This window comes from Ignavibacteriales bacterium (assembly GCA_026390815.1).
Lineage (GTDB): Bacteria > Bacteroidota > Ignavibacteria > Ignavibacteriales > SURF-24 > JAPLFH01.
In genome coordinates this window covers 1-24,479 of record JAPLFH010000056.1, presented here as the reverse complement: position 1 = coordinate 24,479, position 24,479 = coordinate 1, and the positions used below count along the sequence as shown (strand labels likewise).

Genomic DNA, 24,479 nt, shown 5'->3' with positions numbered 1-24,479 from the left:
TGTTTTCTCAGTTAGCTAAAAATTTCTAATGAATAGACAACTCTTTCTTTAAATATTTACCTGTTAAACTATCTTCAAATTCAATTATTTCTTCAGGAGTTCCTTCGGCAACTATTTCACCACCAAATTCACCACCGCCTGGACCAAGATCGATTACCCAATCAGCGAATTTAATTACTTCCAGATTATGTTCTACAACCACAACTGTATTCCCTTTATCAACAAGCTTGTTCAAAACGTTCAGTAAAATTTTTACATCCTCAAAATGAAGTCCGGTTGTGGGTTCATCAAGAATGTAAATTGTATTTCCTGTTCCAATTTTGCTAAGTTCGGTAGCAAGTTTTACGCGCTGCGCTTCACCACCGGAAAGTGTTGTTGCCTGTTGCCCAAGTTTAATGTAACCTAATCCAACATCAAATATTGCCTGCATTTTTCTTTTTATTCTTGGGTGATCTTCAAAGAAACTTAAAGCCTCTTCAACTGTCATATCCAAAACATCCGAAATAGATTTTGTTTTGTAAAGAACTTCAAGTGTTTCATGGTTATAACGCTTGCCGTTACAAACATCGCATTCAACATAAACGTCTGGCAGAAAATTCATTTCTATTTTTTTCAATCCATCGCCCTGGCAATCTTCGCATCTTCCACTTGCAACATTAAAACTAAATCTGCCGGTTTTATAACCCCGCATTTTAGATTCAGGAAGTTGGGCAAACAAATCGCGAATAAAAGTAAACAGACCGGTATAAGTTGCGGGATTAGAACGCGGTGTTCTTCCAATAGGTGATTGATCAATTTCGATTGCCTTATCGATATGCTCTAATCCGGTTATTTCTTTGAAAGGAAGAGGTACAACCTTAGAGTGGAATAATTTCTTCATTAAAATTCTTACTAAGGTTTCATTTATAAGTGATGATTTACCTGATCCACTTACACCGGTAATTGTAGTAAATGTACCAAGTGGAATTTTCAAATTTACTTTTTTAAGATTATTACCTTCTGCACCTTTCAGAAGGAGGTTCTTTCCGTTTCCTTTTCTTCTTATTTCTGGGACATGAATTTTTTCTTTATTTGTAAGATATTTCAGTGTTAGAGAATCATGTCCATCTTTGGTATGAATAATCTTTTTTGTAAATCCAGCCAAGCAAACTTTTCCACCATGTTCACCGGCTCCAGGACCAAGATCAACAATGTAATCTGAGCTTTCAATCGTTTCTCTATCGTGTTCAACAACAATAATTGTATTACCAAGATCTCTCAGATTCTTCAAAGAATGTATTAGTTTTATATTATCACTCTGATGTAAACCGATGCTTGGTTCATCCAGAACGTAAAGAACACCGGCAAGCTGGGAACCAATTTGAGTTGCAAGTCTTATCCGCTGGCTCTCGCCGCCAGATAAAGTTCTGGCTGTACGATTGAGTGTTAAATAATCTAATCCTACATTTAAAAGGAAAGATAACCGGGAGATAATTTCTTTTAAGATTTGTCTTGCAATTATTTCTTCTCGTCCTTTTAATTTTATTTTCTTAAAAAATTCCAAAGCGTTAAGGATGGAAAGATTTGTCACTTCAGTAATATTAACCCCATTAAACTTTACTGAAAGAGATTCCTTTTTTAATCTGCCTCCGTTGCAAGTTGAGCAGGTCAAAGTGTTCATAAAAGATTCAGCCCATTCGCGGATGTGGCTGGATGATGTAGTATCGTAATAATGTTTTATGTAATTAAATACACCAGAGAATTTGTGCACGTAGGTTACACTTTTACCACCGCCAAAAGTATATGTAAATGGAATTTTTTCTTTGGTCCCATAAAATAAAATTTGTTTTTGCTCTTCAGTCAAATCTTTTAATTTTGTATCGAAGGTGAATCCATTCAATCCTGCAACCGCCCGAACCTGGTTAAAGAACCACATTTGTCGCGGTTTGCCTAATGCGGCAATTCCTTCTTCATTAATTGATTTTTCCCAATCCGGAATAATTAAATTTATATCAAGCTCTTTCTTTTCACCAAGACCATCGCAGTCGGGGCAGTATCCGTATGGTGAATTAAATGAAAATGAATTTGGAGCCAGCTCCTGGAAACTAATTCCACAATCAAGACAAGCAAGATTTCTACTAAAGACTAAATCTTCTTTTCCATCACTGATAATAATATTTCCGTTACCATAATTTAAAGCTACTTCAATAGATTCAGTTAATCGCGATCTTGATTCTTCGATCACCTTAATTCGATCTACCAGTATCTCAATGTTATGAATTTTATATCTGTCAACTTGAAATCCTTTTGTAATTTCGGACACGTTTCCATCGACTCTAACACGTAAAAAACCATCGCTTAAAATTTCCTCAAACAGTTCACGGTAATGTCCTTTTCTGCCTCTTATAACCGGAGCTAAAATAAAAATCTTTTCTTCATTTTGATTTGTAAGAATCGTATCAATAATTTGTTCCGTAGTTTGTTTTGCCACTGGTTTACCGCAGTTATAACAATGTGGTGTTCCTAATCTGGCATAAAGTAACCGGAGATAATCATAAATTTCGGTTACAGTTCCAACGGTTGATCTTGGATTGTGGGATGTAGCTTTTTGTTCAATAGAAATCGCTGGACTTAAACCTTCAATTAAATCAACATCGGGCTTTTCAAGTTGATCTAAAAATTGACGTGCGTATGAAGATAATGATTCAATATACCTGCGCTGTCCTTCAGCATAAATTGTATCAAAAGCTAAAGATGATTTACCAGAACCAGATAATCCAGTAATAACAACTAAGGAATCCCGTGGTAATTCCACATCAATATTCTTTAAGTTGTGTTCTCTTGCACCTTTAATAATTATTTTATCTTGTAAACTCATTCTTCAGATTTATTATTTTTAATTAGTTATTTTAAAGACAATGATTATGAAAAACAAATATTATTTGAATAAAAATTTTATCCGTGCATTTTATGGATTTGGAAAACTACTTTACAGTAAAAGATATAACTGAAACAAGAACGAAAGAGAAAGGTTCTGTCTTTATGTGTTTTTCTTATCCAGTTCTTAATTTGGATGAAGCACATTTAATTTTAGAAAGCTTAAAGAAAAAGTATTTTGATGCCTTACATCATTGTTATGCTCTTACTTTTACAGATAATTCTACTAAGTATTCTGACGCTGGCGAGCCAGCTGGTACTGCTGGAAAAAGAATTCTAAATGCAATCCAGCATTTCAACTTGAATAATGTTTTAGTAGTTGTTGTTCGATATTTTGGCGGAACCAAATTAGGAATTGGACCATTAGGAAAGGCATATTATGATTCTGCATTTAATAATTTGAATGCTGCAAATAAAATTGAAAAAAGAAAATTTATTAGAATTAGTCTTTTTGCTAAGTTTGATCTTACAGGTGATGTATACCAACTGCTTTCTAAAGTGGAAGCAAAAATCCTTAATTCTGTTTTTAAGGAAAAATTCTGTCTGGAATTTCTGGTACCAGCAAAGAATCATTCTCTGTTTATTGAGGAGATTAAGCAAATTGGTAGAGGGCAAATTAAGTATGAAATTTTAAATTCACTATTTCAATAACCATCCATTTTTGCTGAATAATTACCCATTCTTAGAAAATAAATTCCCGAAGGCGGGAATTTTTATCCTCAATCTATCCAAAATTCGAAAATTTAATAAAAGACAACTGGTATAATTGTTGAAATTTTTATTCGATTTCTCATTTTTTTTTTTTTATTGGAAAATGGAGTTGACAAAAAAAAGATTTATATCTAATTTCAATTCGGATATAAAACCATTTTATCCGATTCAAATAATTATTTTAAAATAATTTGAGGCAGAAATCATGATCTATACAAAAACAGGTGAATATGCAATCCGTGCTGTTTTATTTTTAGCCAGACAGCCAAAAGATTCTTTGACTATGTCTGCGGCAATTGCTAAAAGTGAAGAAATTCCAACTCACTATCTTGCAAAAATATTGCAACGGATGGCGAAGTATGGATATGTCGATTCATTTAAAGGCAGAGGTGGTGGATTCAAAATAACCAATTTGGCAAAGAAAAGCTCCATACTACAAATTGTTGAAAGAGTTGAGGGACCAATTATTAATCAAAAGTGCGTAACTGGATTAAAAGAATGTTCCGAAGAAAATCCTTGTCCATTGCACGAAGAGTGGGCGCAGGTAAGAGATCGAATTTATAATTTGATATCAAGTAAAACGGTTGAAGAAGTAGCAAAAAAGTATGCTGAAACGTTACAGAAGAATAAGTAATATTTCCGGAGATTTATGAAATTTATTTCTGCTGTAGTTTTTATTTGTTTGAGCTCGCTAATTATGGCGCAAACAACAAAGACTGCTTGTATTGATTGCCATAGTGATAATACTTTAACGATTGAAAGAAACGGAAAACAAATTTCCCTTTTTGTAGATAAAGATCATTTTAATAATTCAGTTCATGCTGGTTTAGAATGTACAGATTGTCACTCCGGTTTCAATTCAGAAAATATTCCTCATAAAGAAGGCAATGATATTTCCAGGGTTGATTGCGCTCAGTGTCATGATAGTCCATCATTTTCCAAAAGCATTCATGGAGAAAAAAAAGTTGAATGTTTTGCATGTCACTCAAAACATGAAATTAAGCCAGCTAAAGATTTTTCAAAAAACGAAGTTGTGTTTTGTGTAAGCTGTCATAAATCTCCGTCTGTAAGATCCTATTCAAAAAGTACACATCATGCCGGATTTTTAAAAGGTAAAAAAGCACCTAATTGTACTGATTGCCATAACAAATCTGCGCATGAAATTAAATCGGTTAAATTTACCAAAGTTGAAGAGGAAAAACTTTGTGCATCATGCCACAAAAAAAGTGATGATGAGTTTGCAACAAGTGTACATAAATTAGCAAAGAAAAACAATACACCCGGTTGTGTTAATTGCCATGGTGCTCATGAAGTATTCAATAATAAATATTCTATTTCCTCTCGTTCATGTTTAAAATGTCATCTTGATAAAAATAATTTTGAAAAAGCTGGTAAAATTAATTTAGTAGAATTTGTTAAAAATTATCAGACAAGCATCCATGGCAGAATTGGAGTAGATGGCAAAGAAGCGGCAACCTGTGTTGATTGCCATGATAACCATATGGTATTAGGTACAGATGCAGCAAAAAGTAAGATTTCAAAATTTAATATTCCCAATACTTGTGGTAAATGTCATTCAAATATTTTAGCTGATTACAAAAAATCTTCCCATGGTGTTTCTTTTTTTTCCGGTGCTAACTTAGCGCCAAGCTGTACTGATTGCCACGGTGAGCATAATATTGAATCAGTTGATAAATCCCCATTGAGTAAATTGAATGAACATAAAGTATGCTTTACCTGCCATGTCAACAACATCGAAGTAATAAAGCTTACCGGAAAATCTAAAAATGAAATATTGGGTTACGAAAATTCAGTTCATTTTCAAGCACTAAAAGCTGGTAATGAAAATGCCGCCACCTGCTCCGACTGCCATGGCGCGCATAAAATGCAAACAACAAAAAATGCTTCCTCAAGAATTAAAAGAGAAAATATTGCCAATACCTGCGGTGATGGAGCAAATTGCCATCCTGGTATTGCTTCTGATTATATGGAGAGCATTCATGCACAAGCTGTAAAGAAAGGCGTGATGGATGCCCCCACGTGTATAGATTGCCATGGCAATCATCAAATATTTGCAAAGGATAACCCGAAAAGTAAAGTTGCCTCGGGAAAAAATGTAGTTCTACTTTGCAGTTCCTGCCATGGTGATGTTGAAATGATTAGTAAGTATGGCGTTCCTACAACAAAAGCAAGTTCTTATAATGAAAGTTACCATGGTTTAGCCGTTCGTGGTGGTTCCAAATATGCGGCTGATTGTTCAAGCTGTCACGGAGCGCATAAAATAAAACCGAGCTCCGATTCAACCTCAAGTATAAATGATAATAATCTTTCTAAAACTTGTGGAAGATGCCATCCGGGTGCAAGCATTACAGCAGATTTTAAACAAGTTCATCTTACAGGATCTAAAGCTGAATCCCCGCTTCTTTACTGGATTACCAGAATTTACATTGTATTAATTCTCCTGGTAATTTCTGGAATGTTAATTCATAATATTCTTGATTTTATTAGAAAGCGTAAAGAGAAAAAGAAACATGCCAGGGAATTAAAAGAGTTAAAGGAACAAGGCAAATACTATTTGAGGATGACGCTTAATGAACGTATCCAGCATTTTATTATGCTAACAAGTTTTATTGCATTAGTGGTTACCGGCTTCGCTTTAAAATACCCGGATGCCTGGTGGGTAATTCCGTTTAAATGGATACTTGGCGAATGGGCGTTTCAAACCAGGAGTTTCCTGCATAGATCATTTGGAATTTTTATGATTACCATCTCATTTTATCATTCTTACTATTTATTTTTTACGAAGAGAGGAAGACAAATGCTTTTTGATTTCCTTCCAAACTTACAGGATCTTAAAGATGTAATCACAAATGTTAAATACCTTTTAGGTATAAGCAAAGTAAAACCATTGTTTGGAAGATTCAGCTATATGGAAAAAGCTGAGTACTGGGCTTTGATTTGGGGTGTAATAGTTATGTCAGCAACAGGCTTGATGCTTTTCTTTAATACTATTTTTCTTTCAATTGCACCAAAAATATTTTTAGATGCGGCTACTTTAGTTCATCTTTATGAAGCATGGCTGGCAACTTTATCTATAATTGTCTGGCACTTTTACTTTGTTATTTTTAACCCGGAAGTATATCCTTTGAATACTGCTTTAATTACCGGAGTTTTATCCGAAGAAGAAATGAAGCATGAGCATCCATTAGAATTGGAAAAAATTAAAGAAATTGAAAATACTTTTAATAATGATTCTGCAAAAAATAGTGCTGATGCAGGAATCAAAAATAATAATGCGGAATAAAGCGCTTAAAAATATCTTGTTTTAATTAATAAAATTATTTTATATTGCATCTGGTAAATAAATCTGTAGGGCAATATAATATTTATCATAAAGGAGGAAAAATGACCAACTTAATAAAATTCTGTTCACTTCTTATTATTGTTTCTCTAACATTCGGTTTCACTTCAATTAATTCTTTTAAGGAAGATAAAAAATCCGGATTTGTTGGTGCTGAAAAATGCGGTATGTGTCATAAGTCTGACAAGGCAGGTAAGCAATTTACCATCTGGCAGGGAAGTAAACATGCCAACGCTTATAAAGCTTTACAAACGCAAAAAGCTGATGATATAGCCAAAGCAAAAGGATTTAAAACCAAAGCAGTTGAAACAAAAGCCTGTCTAAAGTGCCACGCTAGTGGTTATGATGTTGATGCCGCTCTTAAAACTGCAAAGTTTAAAGTTGAAGATGGTGTTCAATGCGAAACTTGTCATGGTCCAGGTTCGGAGTATCAACAAATGAGTATAATGAAAAATCGAGATCAAGCAATTTCCAAAGGTTTGGTTATTCATAAAGAAAAAGAAAAATTTTGTACCGGCTGCCATAACTCAGAAAGTCCAACTTTTAAATCTTTCAAGTATGAGGAAGCCTGGGGAAAGATTGCTCATTCGATGCCTAAAGGCTGATGAGTTTAGAACGATTTAGTTGAGTATTAGTTTTTCTGATACTGGATACTTGTTGCTGGGTTTTTAAAAAATTAATATTCAGAAACAAGTATCCTTCATCTTTTGGTTATAAAGTTTTTAAATATTTGATAGCTAATATTTTTAAAATTAAAGCAGGCTGCAGATGAATAAAAAATTTTACTATTTGATTCTTATATTTTGCTTGCCCTTGTTTAACTTCGCTCAAACTATTAATGGAAGATTTTCATCTTCAATTTATTCGTTTGAACGGTTTGAATCGGCTGACGTTTCTAACACTTACCTCCGCTCTTATCAAACACTTAACCTGAATGTGAATAAAGATTTCTTTTCTTTAAGATCCTACTTTACACTTGAAGGTGATCTTTCTAAAAATGTGGATAATGATCCACGACTTCGATTTTACAATCTTTATTTAGAAACAAGAAAACTTTTTGATGTTGCCACAATTAAACTTGGCAGGCAGCCATTGTTCAACAGTGTTGCAGGAGGTGTGTTTGATGGAATTACTGCCGATTTGCGATATAGTGATTATAAAATTACCGGGTATTATGGCGGTAATGTGCCGGCTTATCAAAAGCTTGAGCTGACTAAGAAATGGAAGGATGATTATATTTACGGTGGAAAATTTACAATCAATGCATTTGAAAATTGGAAGATAGGGTTAAGCTACGTAAATAAAAATTTCCGAATTTACGATTACTGGGCAACGCGGTTGGATGAAAATTTAAATCCAATTTCTGTGCTTGTTCAAAGCAAATCAAATCAATATAAATTTGCATCGGCTGAAGTTTCTTATGAATCGAAAAACTTTTTTAATATAGATACACGTTACGATTTTGATTTTAATCTTACCAAAACTTCTAAAGTTGAATTTAACGGCAGGTATATGGGAGTTAAAGATTTAGGCGTTGATGTTTATTATAATTACAGAGAGCCACGAGTAAGATACAATTCTATATTTTCAGTTTTCGATTATGGTAATTCGCAGGAAATTGAAACTGGATTGGATTACAAGCTTGGTGCTTACACCGTACTCGGAAAATTCGGATATGTTAAATACAAGGATGATAATTCTGAACGAGTTACTGTAGGTGTAAATTCACCTTATGGAAATATCAGCTACAGAAAAACATTTGGATATGCCGGCGAACTTGATGCAGTTTCTCTTTATGCAGCAAATACATTTTTTGATGGATTAGTTACTCCTTCTGCCGGTGTTACTTTTACAACTTACAAACTTACTGAAGCTGATCCTAGAAATGATTTAGTAACAATACTTGGCAATGTGAACGTAAGACCATGGCGAGTCTTGTCATTCGATATTCAGGGGCAATACCTGAACAATAAAATTTACAAGAATGATTTTAGGTTCTTCCTTAAACTAAATTATTGGTTCAACACAAACTTAAACCTGATTTAATATGAAACTAAAATATTTTTATTTAATCATAATATTTTCCGTTGCAGGATTCATAACATTCAGTGCGTTTGCTTCCGGCGAAGATGTAAATCCTGGAAATGGAAATGAAAAGATCATAAAGTTTTCTCACGCAGTACATAGTGAAGCCACAGATTGCAAGGGTTGTCATTCTAAAGTTTCCGATAGTAAATCATTGAACGACAGATTGCTTCCTGACCACACAGAGTGTTCACAATGCCACGACGTTCAGGATGAAAAAACATGCAACACTTGCCACTTCGATAATAAATTCGAGCCGTTAAATCAAACTAAATCTCAAATGATTTTCAATCACAGTTTTCACATAAACGAAAAAAAGATGGAATGCGAAATCTGCCACACTGGTTTGAAAGAAGTTGATTATAGTTTTAAAGCGGTAAAGGCAATGCCGCAAATGGAAACCTGTTACCAGTGCCATAATAATGAACAAGGAATTGCAACTAACGAATGCGAAGCTTGTCATTTATCTACAGCTAATTTGATCCCGCAGAATCACCAGACAAGCAATTATAAAAAGACACACAAATTTGCTGCTGAAGCAAATGATGCAAACTGCGCAATGTGCCACGATAATAATTCCTGCGCTGGCTGCCACGTTGGTACAAATATGTTGACTGAAAAAAATACAGCAAAAGATTTTTATGCACCTTATTCACCTCATAATTTTGTTGATGGTACAAAGCAGCAAAAAATTACTCGCGTACACGATCTGAACTTTACTTATACTCACGGTATAGATTTGAAAGGAAAAGAAAGTGAATGCCAAACATGCCACCAGGCAGAAACGTTTTGCGCTGAATGTCATAATTTAAGCGGTGGTGATTACGCTATTGCAGGAGTTATGCCTACTTCGCATAAAGCTAAAGATTTTATGATCATAGGTGTTGGTAGCGGTGGCGGACAGCATGCTACTGAAGCAAAAAGAGATATTGAAAGATGCGCCTCCTGCCACGATACTCAGGGTGGTGATCCTGCCTGCATAACCTGTCATTTTGATAGCGATGGAATAAAAGGTACAAATCCTAAAACGCATCCAAATGGATTTATGCGAGACGAACAAGGCGATTGGCACAACGATAGTAATTCACTCTGTTTTAATTGTCATATTTCTACCAACAGTCCTGGTGTAGGATTTTGTGGTTATTGCCACAGTTCAAAAAGAGATTAACAGCGAGTTTGATATGGAAAAAAAAGTAAAATATATAATTTCATTTTTCTTGTTTGGATTGCTTTTCCTATCCTGTGCAGATATAAAAGAAAACATCCCAACTTCCTTTTCCGGTGTTGCAGTTCATAGTGCGGGATTTGCTAAAGCTGGAAATCCTGATTTTCATGGGACATTTATTAAAAGCAGCAATTGGGATATGAAACGATGCCAGCAATGTCATGGAATAATGTACGATGGAGGCTTATCTAAAGCTTCTTGTCTTACTTGTCATAACCAACCCGCAGGACCAGAAAACTGTGCAACTTGCCATGAAGATAGCCGTGATCTTAATGGAAACACTGCAATTACAGAACGTGGAGTTGGTGCGCATAAAGTTCATCTTGAAGGTAATTCAAAAGGAAAAACTCTTTCCTGTTCAGAATGCCATAATGTTCCTGTAAGTGTTTATCAAGCAGGTCATATTGATGATGGTAAAGCCGAAGTGATGTTCAATAGTTTTTTTGCAAATATTATAACGAATAAACCATCAACTTCAGAATATGATTCTCAACTTCCACTATTTGAACCAAATCCACAGTACAATTTTACAACTGCGGGCTGCACTAATACTTATTGTCATGGTACATTTAAAAATGGTAACACACAGAATGCACCTGTATGGACAAATCCATCCTCGGCAGCATGTGGAACTTGTCATGGTGATCCTACAAAAACAACGATTGCTGAAAAAGCATTACCCAAAACTCAGGCGGAAGGTGGAACACACGTAAATGTACTTACTTGTTCTGCATGCCACGGAGATGTTGTGAATGCAAATTTACAATTCATAAATTCATCAAAACATATTGATGGTAAACTAAATTTATTTGGTAAGGATATAGATTATTAAAGAGGGATTTTGGTATAATCAATTTATAGTTCTTAAAAAAGAAAAAGGAGGGATATGTGAGAAAAAAAAATATCTTTTTTTGTCTTCTGGTAATCGGAGGATTTTTAATAATTTCCTTTGATGGATGTAAAGGTCCTGCGGGTCCAACAGGTCCAGCGGGTGATACAACTTTACTTAACCTGGAAGGATTCAAGGAAGGGATTAAATGTGGCGACTGCCATGACCCTGACCAGGATACAACCTACTACGTCTGGGCTAAAAGATATCAATGGCAGTTATCTAAACATTTTGTTGGTGGAGATTTTGAACGTAACAGTTCAACATGTGCAGGATGCCATACAACCGAAGGTTTTATCCAGGAAATGCAAGGTAAAACAGTTACTAATCATGTAGATGCCTCGCCGCCAGGATGTTTTGCATGTCATTCACCGCATGCTAATGGTAATTTTGCACTACGCACTATCAATGCAGTTACTATTACTTCTCCAATTCAAGGTATGGCAGATTATTCTTTTAATTATGGTAAAGGTAATCTTTGTGTTCAATGCCATAAACCACGCACAATAAGTCCTAAACCAGATCCAACCAAAACTGCATTAACCGATACAATTACCATCAACAACAATAGATGGTATCCTCATTACGGAGTTCAGGGACAAATGCTGATGGGAAAAGGTGGATTCCAATTTGCTGATTATACTTATACAGGAAATTCCAATCACACTGATAATACAACAATTAAACAAGAAGGCTGTATTTCTTGCCATATGGCAGATGCTACCGCAGGTTCCGGAATAGCAGGTGGTCATACAATGAATATAAGCTATGACAATACTTCGCATCAACCTGTATCTCTAACAACAGGTTGTACAACCTCAGGTTGTCATGCTGCTGGTTTTAAAGTTGATTATATTGGTGCATCCTCAACATTAACCAATGGACTTGGAAGTCACACGGCAATAGAAGCATATCTGGATACATTGCAAACTTTATTGCTTGATGTAAATGTAGTTAACAAATGGAATGTTGGTGCAAAGAACCCGTGGATAGTTGTTTCTGCTACAGACGGTAGTATTACAATCAATGCCGGTAGTGGAAGTAATGCACTTAAAATCCGCCCGGCATCCAGAGCAGGTGCTTTATTTAATTTCTTGTTTGTTGAACATGATAAAAGTAAAGGATCACATAATACTCATTATGCTGTCGAGTTGCTTAAATCTTCCATTGTGGAATTACGGAAATAATAGGTTAGTGTTTTTCAAATATAAGAGGGACTATGGAAGTCCCTCTTAAAATTTTTCTTTTACTGTTAATAAAATATTGGTTTGTAGAGTAAATGGTTAAAGGGGAACCTTAGGTAAACGGTGAGAAGCTTTACGAAACGGATTTTGCTTGTAGTAAGTTGTTCTTTTTTATTTTTTCCTATCAGTAAAACTTTCAATACTCATATAAAAACCGTCAATAAAGTATGCAAGCATCTGTTTAATGAAATGATATTATGACAAACCTTTTGATGCCATTCGAATACGACCCAATATTCTTTCAGAGATTTAATAAAATTCTATTTGTGCAACATATCGAAGAAAGAATGCTAATCCACCTCTTCCTGAAATTTTTTCGTTAGTTATTTCAATTTTACTAATTTGTTCGCCAAAGATGGATTGGTTTTTATGACTGTTTTTTAGCATCTTTGTTTCAACTTTTGGGTTGTTTGTTTCAGTTTTTTCAACATTACAAAGGTATTATTTTTAAAATACTTAATCGTCCAAAAGGCTTTTTTAACGATCTAATCGCTCGAGTTGGGTCCAATTAAAGCGTAATAAACGTCAAATGAGAATGGAATAAGAACGATGAAAAAAGTTTATACAATTTTTCTGTTCTTCTTAATTATATATAACCTGTTGCCACAGAATGATTATAAGAGACCAGTTTTACCAATTGATACTATCTGTTCACATAAAGTAATTCGCAATAATAATGGAGAAATTCTTTCCTGGTACAAACCCCAATTGCCGGGTGCCGGTTATATTCATGTTGTAAAATTAGCTTCTCAGTTTGTAAAAGATTGTCCGGTTGAACCAACGACCAAATTAAAACTTTATATGGTTCATGCCGATTTTGACGGACCAAGACAAAACAAAGATTTTTATAAAGGAACAAGCGGATCTGATTGGATGCCTAACCCTGCTTGTATATTTGCCGGATTCGTACAGAGTCTTGCTTTAGATTACCGAATATTTTCGGGCGACAATTCCTATATTGCTATTGTTAGAGATTGTTTGGATCAAATGATATCAAATGGAACTACACCATCAAATTGGACTTGGGCGAACTGTCCATATGCAAGTGCAGATCCAAGAAGTATTGTTTACAATGGAGCTACCAAATGGGAAAATGAAGGACGAGGAGACGGACTTTATGTGATTGAACCGGATAAGGTTGGCGAACTTGGAATAGCATATTTAAAATTTTTCGAAATCACTGGAGAAGAAAAATATTTTAGCGCAGCTATCAATTGTGCAGATGCTCTGGCTAAAAACATACGCAACGTTTCTGCGCCCGATACAAAATTTGCCACTAACTTTTCTATATCATCACCCTGGGCATTTAGAGTAAATGCTAAAACCGGTAAAGTTAAAGATGACTATTGCTCCAATGTAGTTACTCCTGTCCGGTTGTTTGATGAACTAATACGTATAAAAAAAACCATTCCTCTTGAAAAGGAAAAAATTGAAGCTTATCAAAAAGCTGGTAAGCAGGCTTGGGACTGGCTTTTCTCAAAAAATGGTCCTATGAAAACTTTTATTTGGAATGGTTATTTTGAAGATGTACCCAGCGATACAAATAGAATAAACAGAGTACAAATTACTCCGATGGAAACCGCCCGTTATATTTTAAACCATCCTGAGAAAGATTCTAATTGGAGAAATGACATCCCAGCACTTTTACATTGGGTTGCCAGCACTTTTGCCGTTGAGGGAATGGATGCAATTAGAGAACAGACCTGGTGCTATGAACCAATGGGCAGCCATACGGCGCGTTATGCTTCTATCTGCGCACTGTGGTATGAAAAAACCGGGGAAGATAAGTATAAAGAAAAGGCTTTTCGCTATTTTAATTTTGCTACTTATATGTGTGAGGATAATGGTTATGTATGGACCGGACCAGATTGGACCACCGCATGGTTTTCGGATGGCTATGGTGATTATATCCAACATTTTATGCAAGGATTAGCTGCGGTTCCGGAATGGGCTCCACCTGATGAAAATCATTTACTAAGCTCATCATCAGTTATAAAAAAGATATTTTATTCAACTGATAAAATTGAGTTTACAACTTATGATGAATCTTCTACAGAAGTTTTACGCCTCATGTTAAAACCTGAAATTGTAAAAGTGAATGGTTCTGCAATAGGGGAAATTAAAAATCTTTCCGATCAGGAAAATAGTCAAATCAAAGAAGGTTGGATATGGAAAGGTCTGGATAACGGAGGAGTTTTGCGGATCAATCATACTCAGGGATCAGAAGTAGAAATATTAATGGCAAAGAACTTAATACAAAAAAAATAATCAAAGTAAAATAGGATACATAGATGAAAAAAATTCATTTCTTATTGTTTGTTTTCTCATTCTGCTTAATATTAACTTTTAATTTAACGGCACAGAATGAACCTTATAAAAATCCGACTTTACTAATCGAGGAACGGGTTAATGACCTTGTTTCAAGGATGACATTAGATGAAAAGATTTCGCAAATGATGAATATTGCTGTGGCTATACCGAGGCTTGGTATACCATATTACGACTGGTGGAATGAAGGGCTGCACGGTGTGGCTCGCACAGGCATTGCAACTGTTTTCCCACAGGCAATTGGAATAGCTGCAACATTTAATGATAGTCTTCTTTATAATGTTGCAACTGTAATATCAGATGAGTTCCGAGCAAAATATAATGCTTATATAAAAGATAAAAATGAAGGCTTCATTGGTTTAACTGTATGGTCGCCGAATATAAATATTTTCCGCGACCCCCGTTGGGGAAGAGGACAGGAAACTTATGGTGAAGATCCTTTCCTTACTTCAAGGATGGGAGTTGCGTTTGTTAAAGGCATGCAGGGCAATGATCCTTTTTATTTGAAGACGGTATCAACACCAAAACATTATCTTGTCCACAGCGGACCCGAACCTTTACGGCATGTATTCGACGCCGAAATAAATGAACGGGACTTTCTTGATACTTATGCTCCTGCTTTCGAAGCATGTGTCAAGGAAGGTAAGGCTTATTCTATTATGTCTGCGTACAACAGCTTTAGAGGTATTCCCGTCAGTGCAAGCAAGTATCTTCTTACAACATTACTAAGAGATACATGGGGCTTCAAAGGTTATGTCGTATCGGATTGCGATGCGGTCAGAGATATATATTCGACTCATAAGTATGCTTCATCTATGGAGGAAGCAGCAGCCTTAGCCGTTAAAGCCGGGTTAGATCTTAACTGCGGCACTCTGTTTAGTCATCTCAAAGGTGCTGTTGAAAAAGGATATTTAACTGAAAAAGACATTGATGTGTCTGTAAAAAGATTAATGGAAGCACGCTTCAGGCTTGGTGATTTCGATCCTGAAGACAAAGTACCTTACAATAAAATTTCTCCGGACATAAATGATTCACCTGAACACCGCATGCTTTCGATTATCGCTGCTCAACAGAGTATGGTTTTGTTGAAGAATGAAAAAAATCTCCTACCCTTGAAAAAAGATTTAACTGCCATTGCAGTGATTGGACCAAATGCCGACAATGCAACAGTAATGTATGGAAACTATAACGGTGTACCTTCCAAATATGTTACTCCTTTACAGGGAATAAAAAATAAAGTCTCAAAGCAGACTAAAGTTTATTATGCCATTGGGAATGATTACGTGGAAGGAATGGCAACAATTGAGAATGTCCCAACCGAATATTTATTTTCGGAAGACCAGCATGGATTAAAGGGAGAGTACTTTACCAATCCGGACATCTCCGGAAATCCTAAAGAAGTAAGAATTGATACACTCATTGATTTTAACTTTGAAGGCAAAACCATTCCAAAAGGATTTCCTTTAGAAAACTTTTCCGTGAGATGGACAGGTACATTGTTAGCGCCCGAAGATGGTAAATATCAATTAGCCCTAACAGGCGACGACGGGTATAGATTATTCTTAGATGACAGCCTTTTGATTGATGATTGGACTGAACATGCACCAACTACTAAATCCGGCACGATTGAAATACAAAAAGGAAGCAAGCATAAAATAAGAATAGAATATTTCCAAAAAGCAGGCGGCGCAAGCATTAAATTTTCCTGGCATGTGTTTGGAAAAGACCGTCTTAAGGAAGCCCTTGATATTGCAAAGAAGTCGGATGTAATAATTTATTGCGGCGGTATTTCCCCGTCACTTGAAGGTGAAGAGATGGATGTTCCGTATGAAGGATTTAAAGGCGGCGACAGAACTTCAATTGATCTGCCGGCAGTTCAGGAAAAAATGCTAAAGAAATTACAAACCACCGGTAAACCTATTGTATTTATTATAATGAATGGAAGCGCGCTATCAATAAATTGGGCAGATAAAAATTTACCCGCTATTCTTGAAGCGTGGTATCCCGGTCAGGAAGGAGGTACCGCAATTGCCGACATTCTCTTTGGTGATTACAATCCTGCCGGAAGATTGCCTGTTACTTTTTATAAATCTATAGATCAACTTCCGACATTTGAAGATTATAATATGAAGGGACGAACCTACAGATATTTTGAAGGTGAGGCTTTATACAAGTTTGGTTACGGTTTAAGCTATACATCATTTAGATACAGTGATCTTCATATGCAAAAAAAAATGAAAACGGGTGACACACTAAATGTAAAAGTAACAGTTGAAAATAATGGGAAGATGGACGGCGATGAAGTTGTGCAGCTTTATATCAAACATTTACAAACACCAGTTCCAGTTCCAAATATTGCGCTTGAAGGATTTAAAAGAATTCACCTGAAGAAAGGTGAGAAGAAAGTTGTTGAATTCAATCTAACACCTTATAACATGTCGGTTATAGATAACTCAAATAAACGAGTAGTTATTTCTGGTGAAGTAGAAATATTCGCAGGTGGCGAACAACCGTATACGGCTGGTTTGAAGAACAAAAAAATAATTAAAACAAAGGTTGTACTTTCCGGTAATGATTTTATGATCGAATAGTGTTCAGTGGTAATTCAATTGTTATTCAGTAGTCAAGTTTTAAAGTTTGGAAGCATTTACTTTGAATAATAACTCCATCTAAGTTCAATGATAAGGAGGATCAAAATGAAAACGATAATCGGAATTTTCTCAATCATTTTATTATCTGCCACATTAATTAATTGTACTGAACTACACGTCTCTAAAAATGGAAACAATTCGAATCCAGGTACATTAACAGCACCGCTGAAAACAATCCAACATGCTGCAGAACTTGCACAGCCGGGTGATATTGTCATCGTACATCAAGGAGTTTATCGTGAACGTATTGATCCTCCTCGCGGAGGCGAATCGGATTCAAAACGGATTATCTATGAAGCAGCACATGGGGAGGAAGTTGTTATCAAAGGTTCCGAAGTTATCAGGAACTGGGTGAAAGATCAGGGGGATCTTTGGAAAGTAATTATTCCAAATTCATTCTTTGGAAAATTCAATCCTTACAATGACCTCATCCACGGCGACTGGTTTGATCCTGAGGGCAGAGAGCATCATACAGGTGCTGTCTATCTTAACGGCTACTGGCTTACGGAAGCTGCCAATCTTGATGATGTAATGAAACCTATTGGAACTGAGGCACTCTGGTTCGGAAATGTAGAAAAAGATAGTACAACAATCTGGGCGCAGTTCAAAAGAATCAATCCAAATAAACAAATGGTCGAGATCAACGTTCGTCAGACAGTGTTCTATCCGAAAAACACAGGCATCAACTACATTACTGTGCGCGGCTTTATTATGGAGCATGCAGCAACACCGTGGGCACCACCCACCGCAGAGCAGATTGGCTTAATTGGTACTAACTGGAGTAAAGGCTGGATTATCGAAAACAATGTAATCAAGTATTCAATTTGTACCGGTATCTCACTCGGTAAATCCGGCGATCAATGGGATAACACTTCTGAAAATGCTGCAGAAGGTTACGTCAAGACCATCGAGCGCGCATACACAAACGGCTGGATGAAGGAAAGTATTGGACACCATTTCGTTCGCAACAATATCATCTCTCATTGCGAGCAAGCGGGCATCGTCGGCAGTCTTGGCGCTATATTCAGCACGGTCACCGGTAATACCATCCACGACATTCGCGTGCTAAAATGGTTTGCTGGCGCAGAGTTGGCGGCAATCAAGTTCCATGCAGCTATTGACGTCACTATCAGCCGGAACCACATCTATAAAACCATCCGTGGGTTATGGCTCGACTGGATGGCACAGGGCACGCGTGTCTCTGAGAATCTATTTCATGATAATGGTGAAGATGTTTTTGTAGAAGTAGATCATGGACCATTTCTGATGGACAACAATCTTTTTCTTTCACCTGTGTCACTGGTAGACCAATCGCAAGGAGGTGCTTACGTTCATAACTTATTTTCCGGGACATTAAGTGTACTTCCTTTCGACAGCCGTTTGACACCATTCCTCAAGCCACATTCAACTGAGACTGCAGGATTTCACGATAACCCATTGGGGGATGATCGCTATTATAACAATATATTTGTGCAACACTTCGATATGAGTAGTTACGATGATGTTCAATTACCCGTATGGATGGATGGCAATGTGTTCCTAAAAGGTGCCAATCCTTCTAAGTTTGAAAAGGATCCTCTCTTCAAACATTACTTTGATCCTATGATCAAGTTAATTGAGAAGTCAGATGATTTTTACCTTGAAATTAAATTCGATAAAGAATGGTCGAAAGAACGAAAGCATAAAATAATATCAACAGAGATACTTGGAAAAGCCTCTATACCAAATCTTTCTTATGAACAACCTGATGGCTCGCCTGTTAATGTTACTACAGATTACTTTGGCAAGCGGCGAAATGAATTGAATCCTACACCCGGACCTTTTGAGAATCCGGGAGACGGATTATTATCAATTAAGGTATGGTGATTGTTCAGTATTACTCGTTCACAGCAAAATCATTGCACTTACTGAAATTAACTGACATTTGGAACAAGCACCAAATATTTTACAGCAAAGATTATTATAAATAAATCTAAGTCGATAATTAACTACTTATTTTTTCATTTAAATAAGGAGAGTAATAATATGAAAGGGTTACTAAGCTTTTTCTTCGTATTTATCTTCAGTGTATCCGTTTTAGCCCAATTGGTTGATGGCTACGACTCTGCACCGGCAGATACCAATTATTGGATTAAATATATCGACTATGCTCCAACAGACACACTGCTGTTAGATTACATTACAAGTCCGGTAAAGGTAGGTCCCGGTGCTATGAAAGTTACCTATCGTACAACCGGCTGGGAAAGCTGGGGACAAAGACTCGTGTTTGAGCATTGGAATCTCAACCCAAATTTAACATATGATTTTTCCGGTTATGACAGCATAAGTTTTTGGTATTACAATGAAGTACCGGCAGATACCGGATTTGACTTCCTTCTTCGATTCAATCTTTACGAAGTCAGCAATTCACCAAGCGGCAATAATACATATTCGTACAGTGATATCGAAAGATACTTTTCATTTCTTCATATAATGACGAATGCTCCCGGCTGGCATTATGTTTCGCTTCCATTAGTTGCAAACGGCAATTATGATGATAAAGGATTTACTTTAACGCAGTGGGGAGGGACTTCATACGGCAACGGCACCTTAGATCTTGATAAGATTAAAGGCTGGGGCTTTGAGTTAAACACGAATGTGCAAACTACAAAGATTGCAAGAGGAAAATTTATAATTGATGATCTAAGATTGAAAGGAGCCCACGAGCGCCCGTTTGTTATTTTTAATGGAGTAAATTTAAATCCACAGATTGCGGAACCTGCTGTCTTTGGTGGTGCAACTGTTGCTGTTGCAGAAAAAATAGGTCCTGTAACAAACTCAAGTTCATTAAAATGGATGATGGCTAACCAGGATGGAAATGGCAAAAACGGATTCATTTTAAATTTCCTTTCAAACACTGATTTAAATGCAAGTTGGATACCCGACAGTTTAAATTTTAGCATGAAAACATTTGCGGGTGGAACTACTTTTAGAGTTCAGTTTGAATCTGCAAGTACAACTGTAGTTGGAACACAAGCAAAGCTTGGTATGACTTTCACGGCGGAAAATGATACTTTGTGGCATCAATATGGTCTTGCATTACTGGCATTTACACCAATGGATGGAACAACCGGTTTTGATCCTTCAAACATTAATGCATTTTCAATTATGACAGAAAATGCAGATAACAGTGTAACAGGTAAGGTTACTTACTTATCAAATGTATGGACGGGCAACCCGGTCTTGGATGTGCTGCCACCTGTAGCTCCTACAAACATTTCGGTAGCATCTGATAATGCAAAATATACAAATACTATTACATGGATTGATGTTCCCAAACAGTTAAATGGAACATATAGTATTTATTATTCATTAGATCCGATTACAGATATAAATGCACCCGGTGTTGAGATTGCAGCTACAGGAATTGGTGCAGGAACACAGTCATTTATTCAACCATTAAGAGCTCCGGTTACTGATCAAAATGTTTCATATTATTATGCAGTTGTCTGCCAAAGCCAATCTCAAATAATAGGAACACTTGCACCTACATTATCATCAACTACAACTAAAGCAAAAGGTGTTGTAACTATTTCCTTAAATGCTCCTACAGCAAATTTTGCTGCAGATGGTAATTTAACTGAATGGACAAACGTTACTCCTATTCATATGGCACCTTCTGGGGGCGGTACTATTGTAGACAATACCGTTATTGATAATGACGCTGACCTTTCTCTTAATGCATATCTCGCTATGGATAATAATTATTTATATGTAGCCTTTGATGTTGAAGATGATATTATTTCACATTCTCAAGCAACTACCTGGTTGAATGATGCACCGGATCTTTATATTGGATTGTATAATTGGCATGGTGCTTCTCATGGAGGTTATCAAAGAGGTGTAGAACCTGATTATCATTTTAGATTTTGTTTCGACAGATTGCTTGATGATTCAGGTATCGATAATATACTTGTTCCCGGATCCGAATATTACTGGGGGGAAAAATTCCCAACCGGTTATGTAGTTGAAGCACGTATTCCTTTTGCGATTTTAGGAAGCTTGTTTAATGATAATGTTTTTAGTCCTACTGAGGGTTATAGAATTAAACTTGATATTGGAGTTGGCGATGCTGATGCTACTGGAGAAAGAGAAGGTATTTTAACTTACTCTCCAGAAGACCAGGACATGTCTTGGGCGGATGTTTCTCTATGGTCTTATACATGGATTGGAAATCTTTGGAAGCCTGTTGGTGTTGAAAAAGATGAAAATGCTGTTAATACATATTCATTAAAACAGAATTATCCTAATCCATTTAACCCGGCAACAAAAATAACTTACACTCTTGAAAAAACCGGATTAGTTACATTAAAGGTTTACGACTTGCTTGGTAGACTTGTTACTTCTCTTGTAAATGAACAGCAAAATTCAGGTTTGCATTCAGTAAATTTTAATGCTTCTAATCTTACAAGCGGAATATATTTCTATCAAATAAATTCTGGTAAATTCACTAGCACTAAGAAGTTGATGCTGATCAAATAACGACATATATCGCATTAGCAAATAAACGCAGGGTGACAATCTGCTCACCCTGCAAATTAAGATTAAAAAGCATGACTTATGAGTTTAAAACAAGTTATGCTTGGTGTTGATATTGGCGGCACCAATACTATTTTATAAATAGTGGATGAGAAAGGTAACTACTATTTGAAGTTTGAAATTTCTACTGAGGGACATCAACCTGCCGATTCTTTAATAAACCGTTTATTTCATTCTTTCATTTAAGAGTGGAGAGACTGATGGCGTTATTGAACTGAAAATACGGGTGATGGGAAGTATGAAAAATTGTGGTCGGAAATAAAAAGTGGGGTTTGTAAACCAGTTAGCACACCAGACACCTTTGGCTCCGCGAGTAGGGCTCGAACCTACAACATCTCGGTTAACAGCCGAGTGCTCTACCATTGAGCTATCGCGGAATAATATTTCGTGGTGTAAAAATATAGATAACCATCAAATAAATCAAGTTGGGTTTAACTTATTTTCGAAAATAAAATAATTTTCTATTTTCCCCCCATTCATTCCAATAATTGAGAATCATTAATGGCAAAATAAATAATTATTGTTTGGAAAAACTAAATTTATTGATTTTTTTTATGCTTGTATCATAATTAGATGTCATTATCTTAAAGGCATATAACTTGCAATTAAAAGTATCTGAAAATTATTTAGAGGAAGATGATGCCTAACCTAGAAGAACTTCGGCAAAAAGTCCAGACCGCTTATGAGGTTTGGGAAGATAACAATTATAATAAGACCATATCAAAATTTCCCGAACAAAGAAAAGAATTTACAACTGCTTCTTTTAATCCTGTAAGGCCACTTTACATTCCAAACGATATAAATCAAGAAAATTATGTTGAAGAACTCGGTTTTCCTGGACAATATCCATTTACGCGTGGAGTTCAACCAACCATGTACCGTGGAAAATTCTGGACTATGCGGCAATATGCTGGATTTGGAAACGCCAAAGAATCAAATGAAAGATATAGATATTTACTTGCACAGGGGCAATCGGGTTTATCTGTTGCTTTTGATCTTCCAACACAAATTGGCTATGATAGTGATGATCCAATGGCTAATGGCGAAGTTGGAAAGGTGGGAGTTGCCATTGATACACTTGCAGATATGGAAATTTTATTTGATCAAATTCCATTAAATAAAGTTTCTACATCGATGACAATCAATGCCCCGGCTTCCGTGCTCCTGGCAATGTATATTGGAGTTGCAGAAAAACAAGGTGTTACAAGAGATAAAATTATTGGTACAATTCAAAATGATATTTTAAAGGAATATATTGCCCGCGGTACTTATATTTTTCCACCAAAACCTTCTATGAGATTGATTACAAATATTTTTGAATTCTGTTCCAAAGAAGTTCCAAAGTGGAATACAATTTCAATTTCCGGATATCATATAAGAGAAGCTGGTTCAACCGCTGCACAGGAAGTTGGATTTACATTAGCAGATGGTATCGCTTATGTTAATGCAGCAATAAAAGCTGGACTTGATATTGATGAATTTGCTGGACAGCTTTCTTTCTTCTTTAACTCCCACAATGATTTGCTGGAAGAAGTTGCTAAGTTTAGAGCCGCAAGAAGATTGTGGGCTAAAATTATGAAGGATAGATTTGTAGCAAAAAAACCAAAATCGATGATGCTTCGTTTCCATACACAAACGGCTGGTTCTACTTTAACCGCCCAACAAGTTGATAATAATATCGTACGGGTTACAATTCAAACTTTGGCTGCTGTACTTGGCGGAACACAAAGTTTGCATACAAATTCGCGCGATGAAGCTCTTGCTCTTCCAACAGAGGATTCAGTTAGGATAGCTTTACGCACACAGCAAATTGTTGCATATGAAAGCGGAGTGATAAATACAATCGATCCGTTGGCAGGTTCTTACTATATCGAAACTTTAACAAATCAAATTGAAAAAGAAGCAGAAGAATACATCGGAAAGATTGATGCATTAGGCGGAATGATTGAAGCAATTGAAAATGGTTATGTGCAAGGCGAGATACAAAAAGCCTCCTATCAATTTACCCGAGAGATGGAAAAGGGTGAAAGGATAATTGTTGGTATGAATAAATTCCAGGTTAAAGAAGGAGAGCCAACAGGCTTACTTAAGATTGATATGAAAGTCCAGGAAGAACAAATGAAATTCCTGAGTAAAGTTCGTTCAGAAAGAAACAATATTGAAGTGACTGAAAAACTTAGAGCGCTTAAAACGGCGTCAGAAGGTGAAAATAACTTGATGCCTTTTATTGTTGATGCGGTAAAATCCTATGCGAGCATTGGAGAAATTTGCAACACACTGCGCGAAGTATTTGGAGAATATAGAGAAAACGTGGTAGTGTAGAACTAAGAACGTAGAACTAAGAACGTAGTGTGTTGTCCGGAGTTAAGTTTACACATGAAAAATAAAAAACTTAAGTTCGGAGGACAAAACAGTGCAGGAAAAAATAATCAAACGTTATAGTAGGGCCTTTAAACAAAAAGTAGTAAAGGAGATAGAAGAAGGAAAAATA

General features: G+C 36.1%; 15 protein-coding genes and 1 tRNA gene. 13 read left to right on the top strand and 3 right to left on the bottom strand.

Annotated elements, in window-relative coordinates:
- Positions 1-25: 25 nt before the first annotated feature.
- Positions 26-2,857, bottom strand: a complete 2,832-nt coding sequence (uvrA, locus tag NTX22_17195; protein MCX6152264.1) for an excinuclease ABC subunit UvrA — start codon at positions 2,855-2,857, stop codon at positions 26-28.
- 92 nt (positions 2,858-2,949) lie between these two features.
- On the opposite strand from uvrA, the gene NTX22_17190 reads away from it, so the two are divergent.
- From NTX22_17190 to NTX22_17155, 8 genes are all read left to right on the top strand, one after another.
- Positions 2,950-3,567: a YigZ family protein gene (locus NTX22_17190; GenBank protein ID MCX6152263.1), complete on the top strand. Its 618-nt coding sequence runs from the start codon at positions 2,950-2,952 to the stop codon at positions 3,565-3,567.
- A gap of 265 nt (positions 3,568-3,832) precedes the next feature.
- Complete coding sequence (locus tag NTX22_17185; GenBank protein ID MCX6152262.1) at positions 3,833-4,261, top strand: Rrf2 family transcriptional regulator; 429 nt, start codon at positions 3,833-3,835, stop codon at positions 4,259-4,261.
- Positions 4,262-4,276: 15 nt separating this feature from the next.
- Positions 4,277-6,931 (top strand): cytochrome c3 family protein, encoded by a 2,655-nt coding sequence (locus tag NTX22_17180; protein MCX6152261.1) that lies wholly within the window; start codon positions 4,277-4,279, stop codon positions 6,929-6,931.
- 101 nt (positions 6,932-7,032) lie between these two features.
- Positions 7,033-7,593, top strand: coding sequence for a cytochrome c family protein (locus NTX22_17175; protein MCX6152260.1), 561 nt, complete (start codon positions 7,033-7,035; stop codon positions 7,591-7,593).
- A 163-nt stretch (positions 7,594-7,756) separates the two neighbouring features.
- Positions 7,757-9,034: a hypothetical protein gene (locus tag NTX22_17170; protein ID MCX6152259.1), complete on the top strand. Its 1,278-nt coding sequence runs from the start codon at positions 7,757-7,759 to the stop codon at positions 9,032-9,034.
- Position 9,035: 1 nt separating this feature from the next.
- Positions 9,036-10,241 carry a cytochrome C gene (locus tag NTX22_17165; GenBank protein MCX6152258.1) on the top strand — a complete coding sequence of 402 codons (1,206 nt, stop codon included), beginning with the start codon at positions 9,036-9,038 and terminating at the stop codon, positions 10,239-10,241.
- Positions 10,242-10,254: 13 nt separating this feature from the next.
- Positions 10,255-11,130: a CxxxxCH/CxxCH domain-containing protein gene (locus NTX22_17160; protein ID MCX6152257.1), complete on the top strand. Its 876-nt coding sequence runs from the start codon at positions 10,255-10,257 to the stop codon at positions 11,128-11,130.
- A 56-nt stretch (positions 11,131-11,186) separates the two neighbouring features.
- Positions 11,187-12,374: a hypothetical protein gene (locus tag NTX22_17155; GenBank protein ID MCX6152256.1), complete on the top strand. Its 1,188-nt coding sequence runs from the start codon at positions 11,187-11,189 to the stop codon at positions 12,372-12,374.
- A gap of 306 nt (positions 12,375-12,680) precedes the next feature.
- Here NTX22_17155 and NTX22_17150 read toward each other — a convergent pair whose 3' ends face one another.
- Positions 12,681-12,818, bottom strand: coding sequence for a hypothetical protein (locus NTX22_17150; GenBank protein ID MCX6152255.1), 138 nt, complete (start codon positions 12,816-12,818; stop codon positions 12,681-12,683).
- A 162-nt stretch (positions 12,819-12,980) separates the two neighbouring features.
- Here NTX22_17150 and NTX22_17145 point away from each other — a divergent pair, with 162 nt between their 5' ends.
- The 4 genes from NTX22_17145 to NTX22_17130 all read left to right on the top strand — a co-directional run bounded on the left by NTX22_17145 (position 12,981) and on the right by NTX22_17130 (position 21,931).
- On the top strand, positions 12,981-14,699 hold the full coding sequence (locus NTX22_17145; GenBank protein MCX6152254.1) for a hypothetical protein: 1,719 nt from the start codon (positions 12,981-12,983) through the stop codon (positions 14,697-14,699).
- A gap of 23 nt (positions 14,700-14,722) precedes the next feature.
- Positions 14,723-17,350 (top strand): glycoside hydrolase family 3 C-terminal domain-containing protein, encoded by a 2,628-nt coding sequence (locus NTX22_17140; protein ID MCX6152253.1) that lies wholly within the window; start codon positions 14,723-14,725, stop codon positions 17,348-17,350.
- A 105-nt stretch (positions 17,351-17,455) separates the two neighbouring features.
- Positions 17,456-19,276 (top strand): right-handed parallel beta-helix repeat-containing protein, encoded by a 1,821-nt coding sequence (locus tag NTX22_17135; protein MCX6152252.1) that lies wholly within the window; start codon positions 17,456-17,458, stop codon positions 19,274-19,276.
- A gap of 159 nt (positions 19,277-19,435) precedes the next feature.
- Entirely contained in the window at positions 19,436-21,931 is a 2,496-nt protein-coding gene (locus tag NTX22_17130; protein ID MCX6152251.1) for a T9SS type A sorting domain-containing protein, read from the top strand.
- Between the two features lie 359 nt (positions 21,932-22,290).
- Here the strand turns inward: NTX22_17130 and NTX22_17125 are convergent.
- Positions 22,291-22,365, bottom strand: a tRNA-Asn gene (locus tag NTX22_17125).
- 259 nt (positions 22,366-22,624) lie between these two features.
- Here NTX22_17125 and NTX22_17120 point away from each other — a divergent pair.
- Complete coding sequence (locus NTX22_17120) at positions 22,625-24,310, top strand: methylmalonyl-CoA mutase family protein (protein MCX6152250.1); 1,686 nt, start codon at positions 22,625-22,627, stop codon at positions 24,308-24,310.
- The last annotated feature ends 169 nt before the right edge of the window (positions 24,311-24,479 follow it).

Excerpts from the sequence above, each read along its gene's own strand:
- uvrA (MCX6152264.1), bottom strand. The coding sequence starts at position 2,857 with ATGAGTTTACAAGATAAAATAATTATTAAAGGTGCAAGAGAACACAAC.
- NTX22_17190 (MCX6152263.1), top strand. The coding sequence starts at position 2,950 with ATGGATTTGGAAAACTACTTTACAGTAAAAGATATAACTGAAACAAGA.
- NTX22_17185 (MCX6152262.1), top strand. The coding sequence starts at position 3,833 with ATGATCTATACAAAAACAGGTGAATATGCAATCCGTGCTGTTTTATTT.
- NTX22_17180 (MCX6152261.1), top strand. The coding sequence starts at position 4,277 with ATGAAATTTATTTCTGCTGTAGTTTTTATTTGTTTGAGCTCGCTAATT.
- NTX22_17175 (MCX6152260.1), top strand. The coding sequence starts at position 7,033 with ATGACCAACTTAATAAAATTCTGTTCACTTCTTATTATTGTTTCTCTA.
- NTX22_17170 (MCX6152259.1), top strand. The coding sequence starts at position 7,757 with ATGAATAAAAAATTTTACTATTTGATTCTTATATTTTGCTTGCCCTTG.
- NTX22_17165 (MCX6152258.1), top strand. The coding sequence starts at position 9,036 with ATGAAACTAAAATATTTTTATTTAATCATAATATTTTCCGTTGCAGGA.
- NTX22_17160 (MCX6152257.1), top strand. The coding sequence starts at position 10,255 with ATGGAAAAAAAAGTAAAATATATAATTTCATTTTTCTTGTTTGGATTG.
- NTX22_17150 (MCX6152255.1), bottom strand. The coding sequence starts at position 12,818 with ATGCTAAAAAACAGTCATAAAAACCAATCCATCTTTGGCGAACAAATT.
- NTX22_17145 (MCX6152254.1), top strand. The coding sequence starts at position 12,981 with ATGAAAAAAGTTTATACAATTTTTCTGTTCTTCTTAATTATATATAAC.
- NTX22_17140 (MCX6152253.1), top strand. The coding sequence starts at position 14,723 with ATGAAAAAAATTCATTTCTTATTGTTTGTTTTCTCATTCTGCTTAATA.
- NTX22_17135 (MCX6152252.1), top strand. The coding sequence starts at position 17,456 with ATGAAAACGATAATCGGAATTTTCTCAATCATTTTATTATCTGCCACA.
- NTX22_17130 (MCX6152251.1), top strand. The coding sequence starts at position 19,436 with ATGAAAGGGTTACTAAGCTTTTTCTTCGTATTTATCTTCAGTGTATCC.
- NTX22_17120 (MCX6152250.1), top strand. The coding sequence starts at position 22,625 with ATGATGCCTAACCTAGAAGAACTTCGGCAAAAAGTCCAGACCGCTTAT.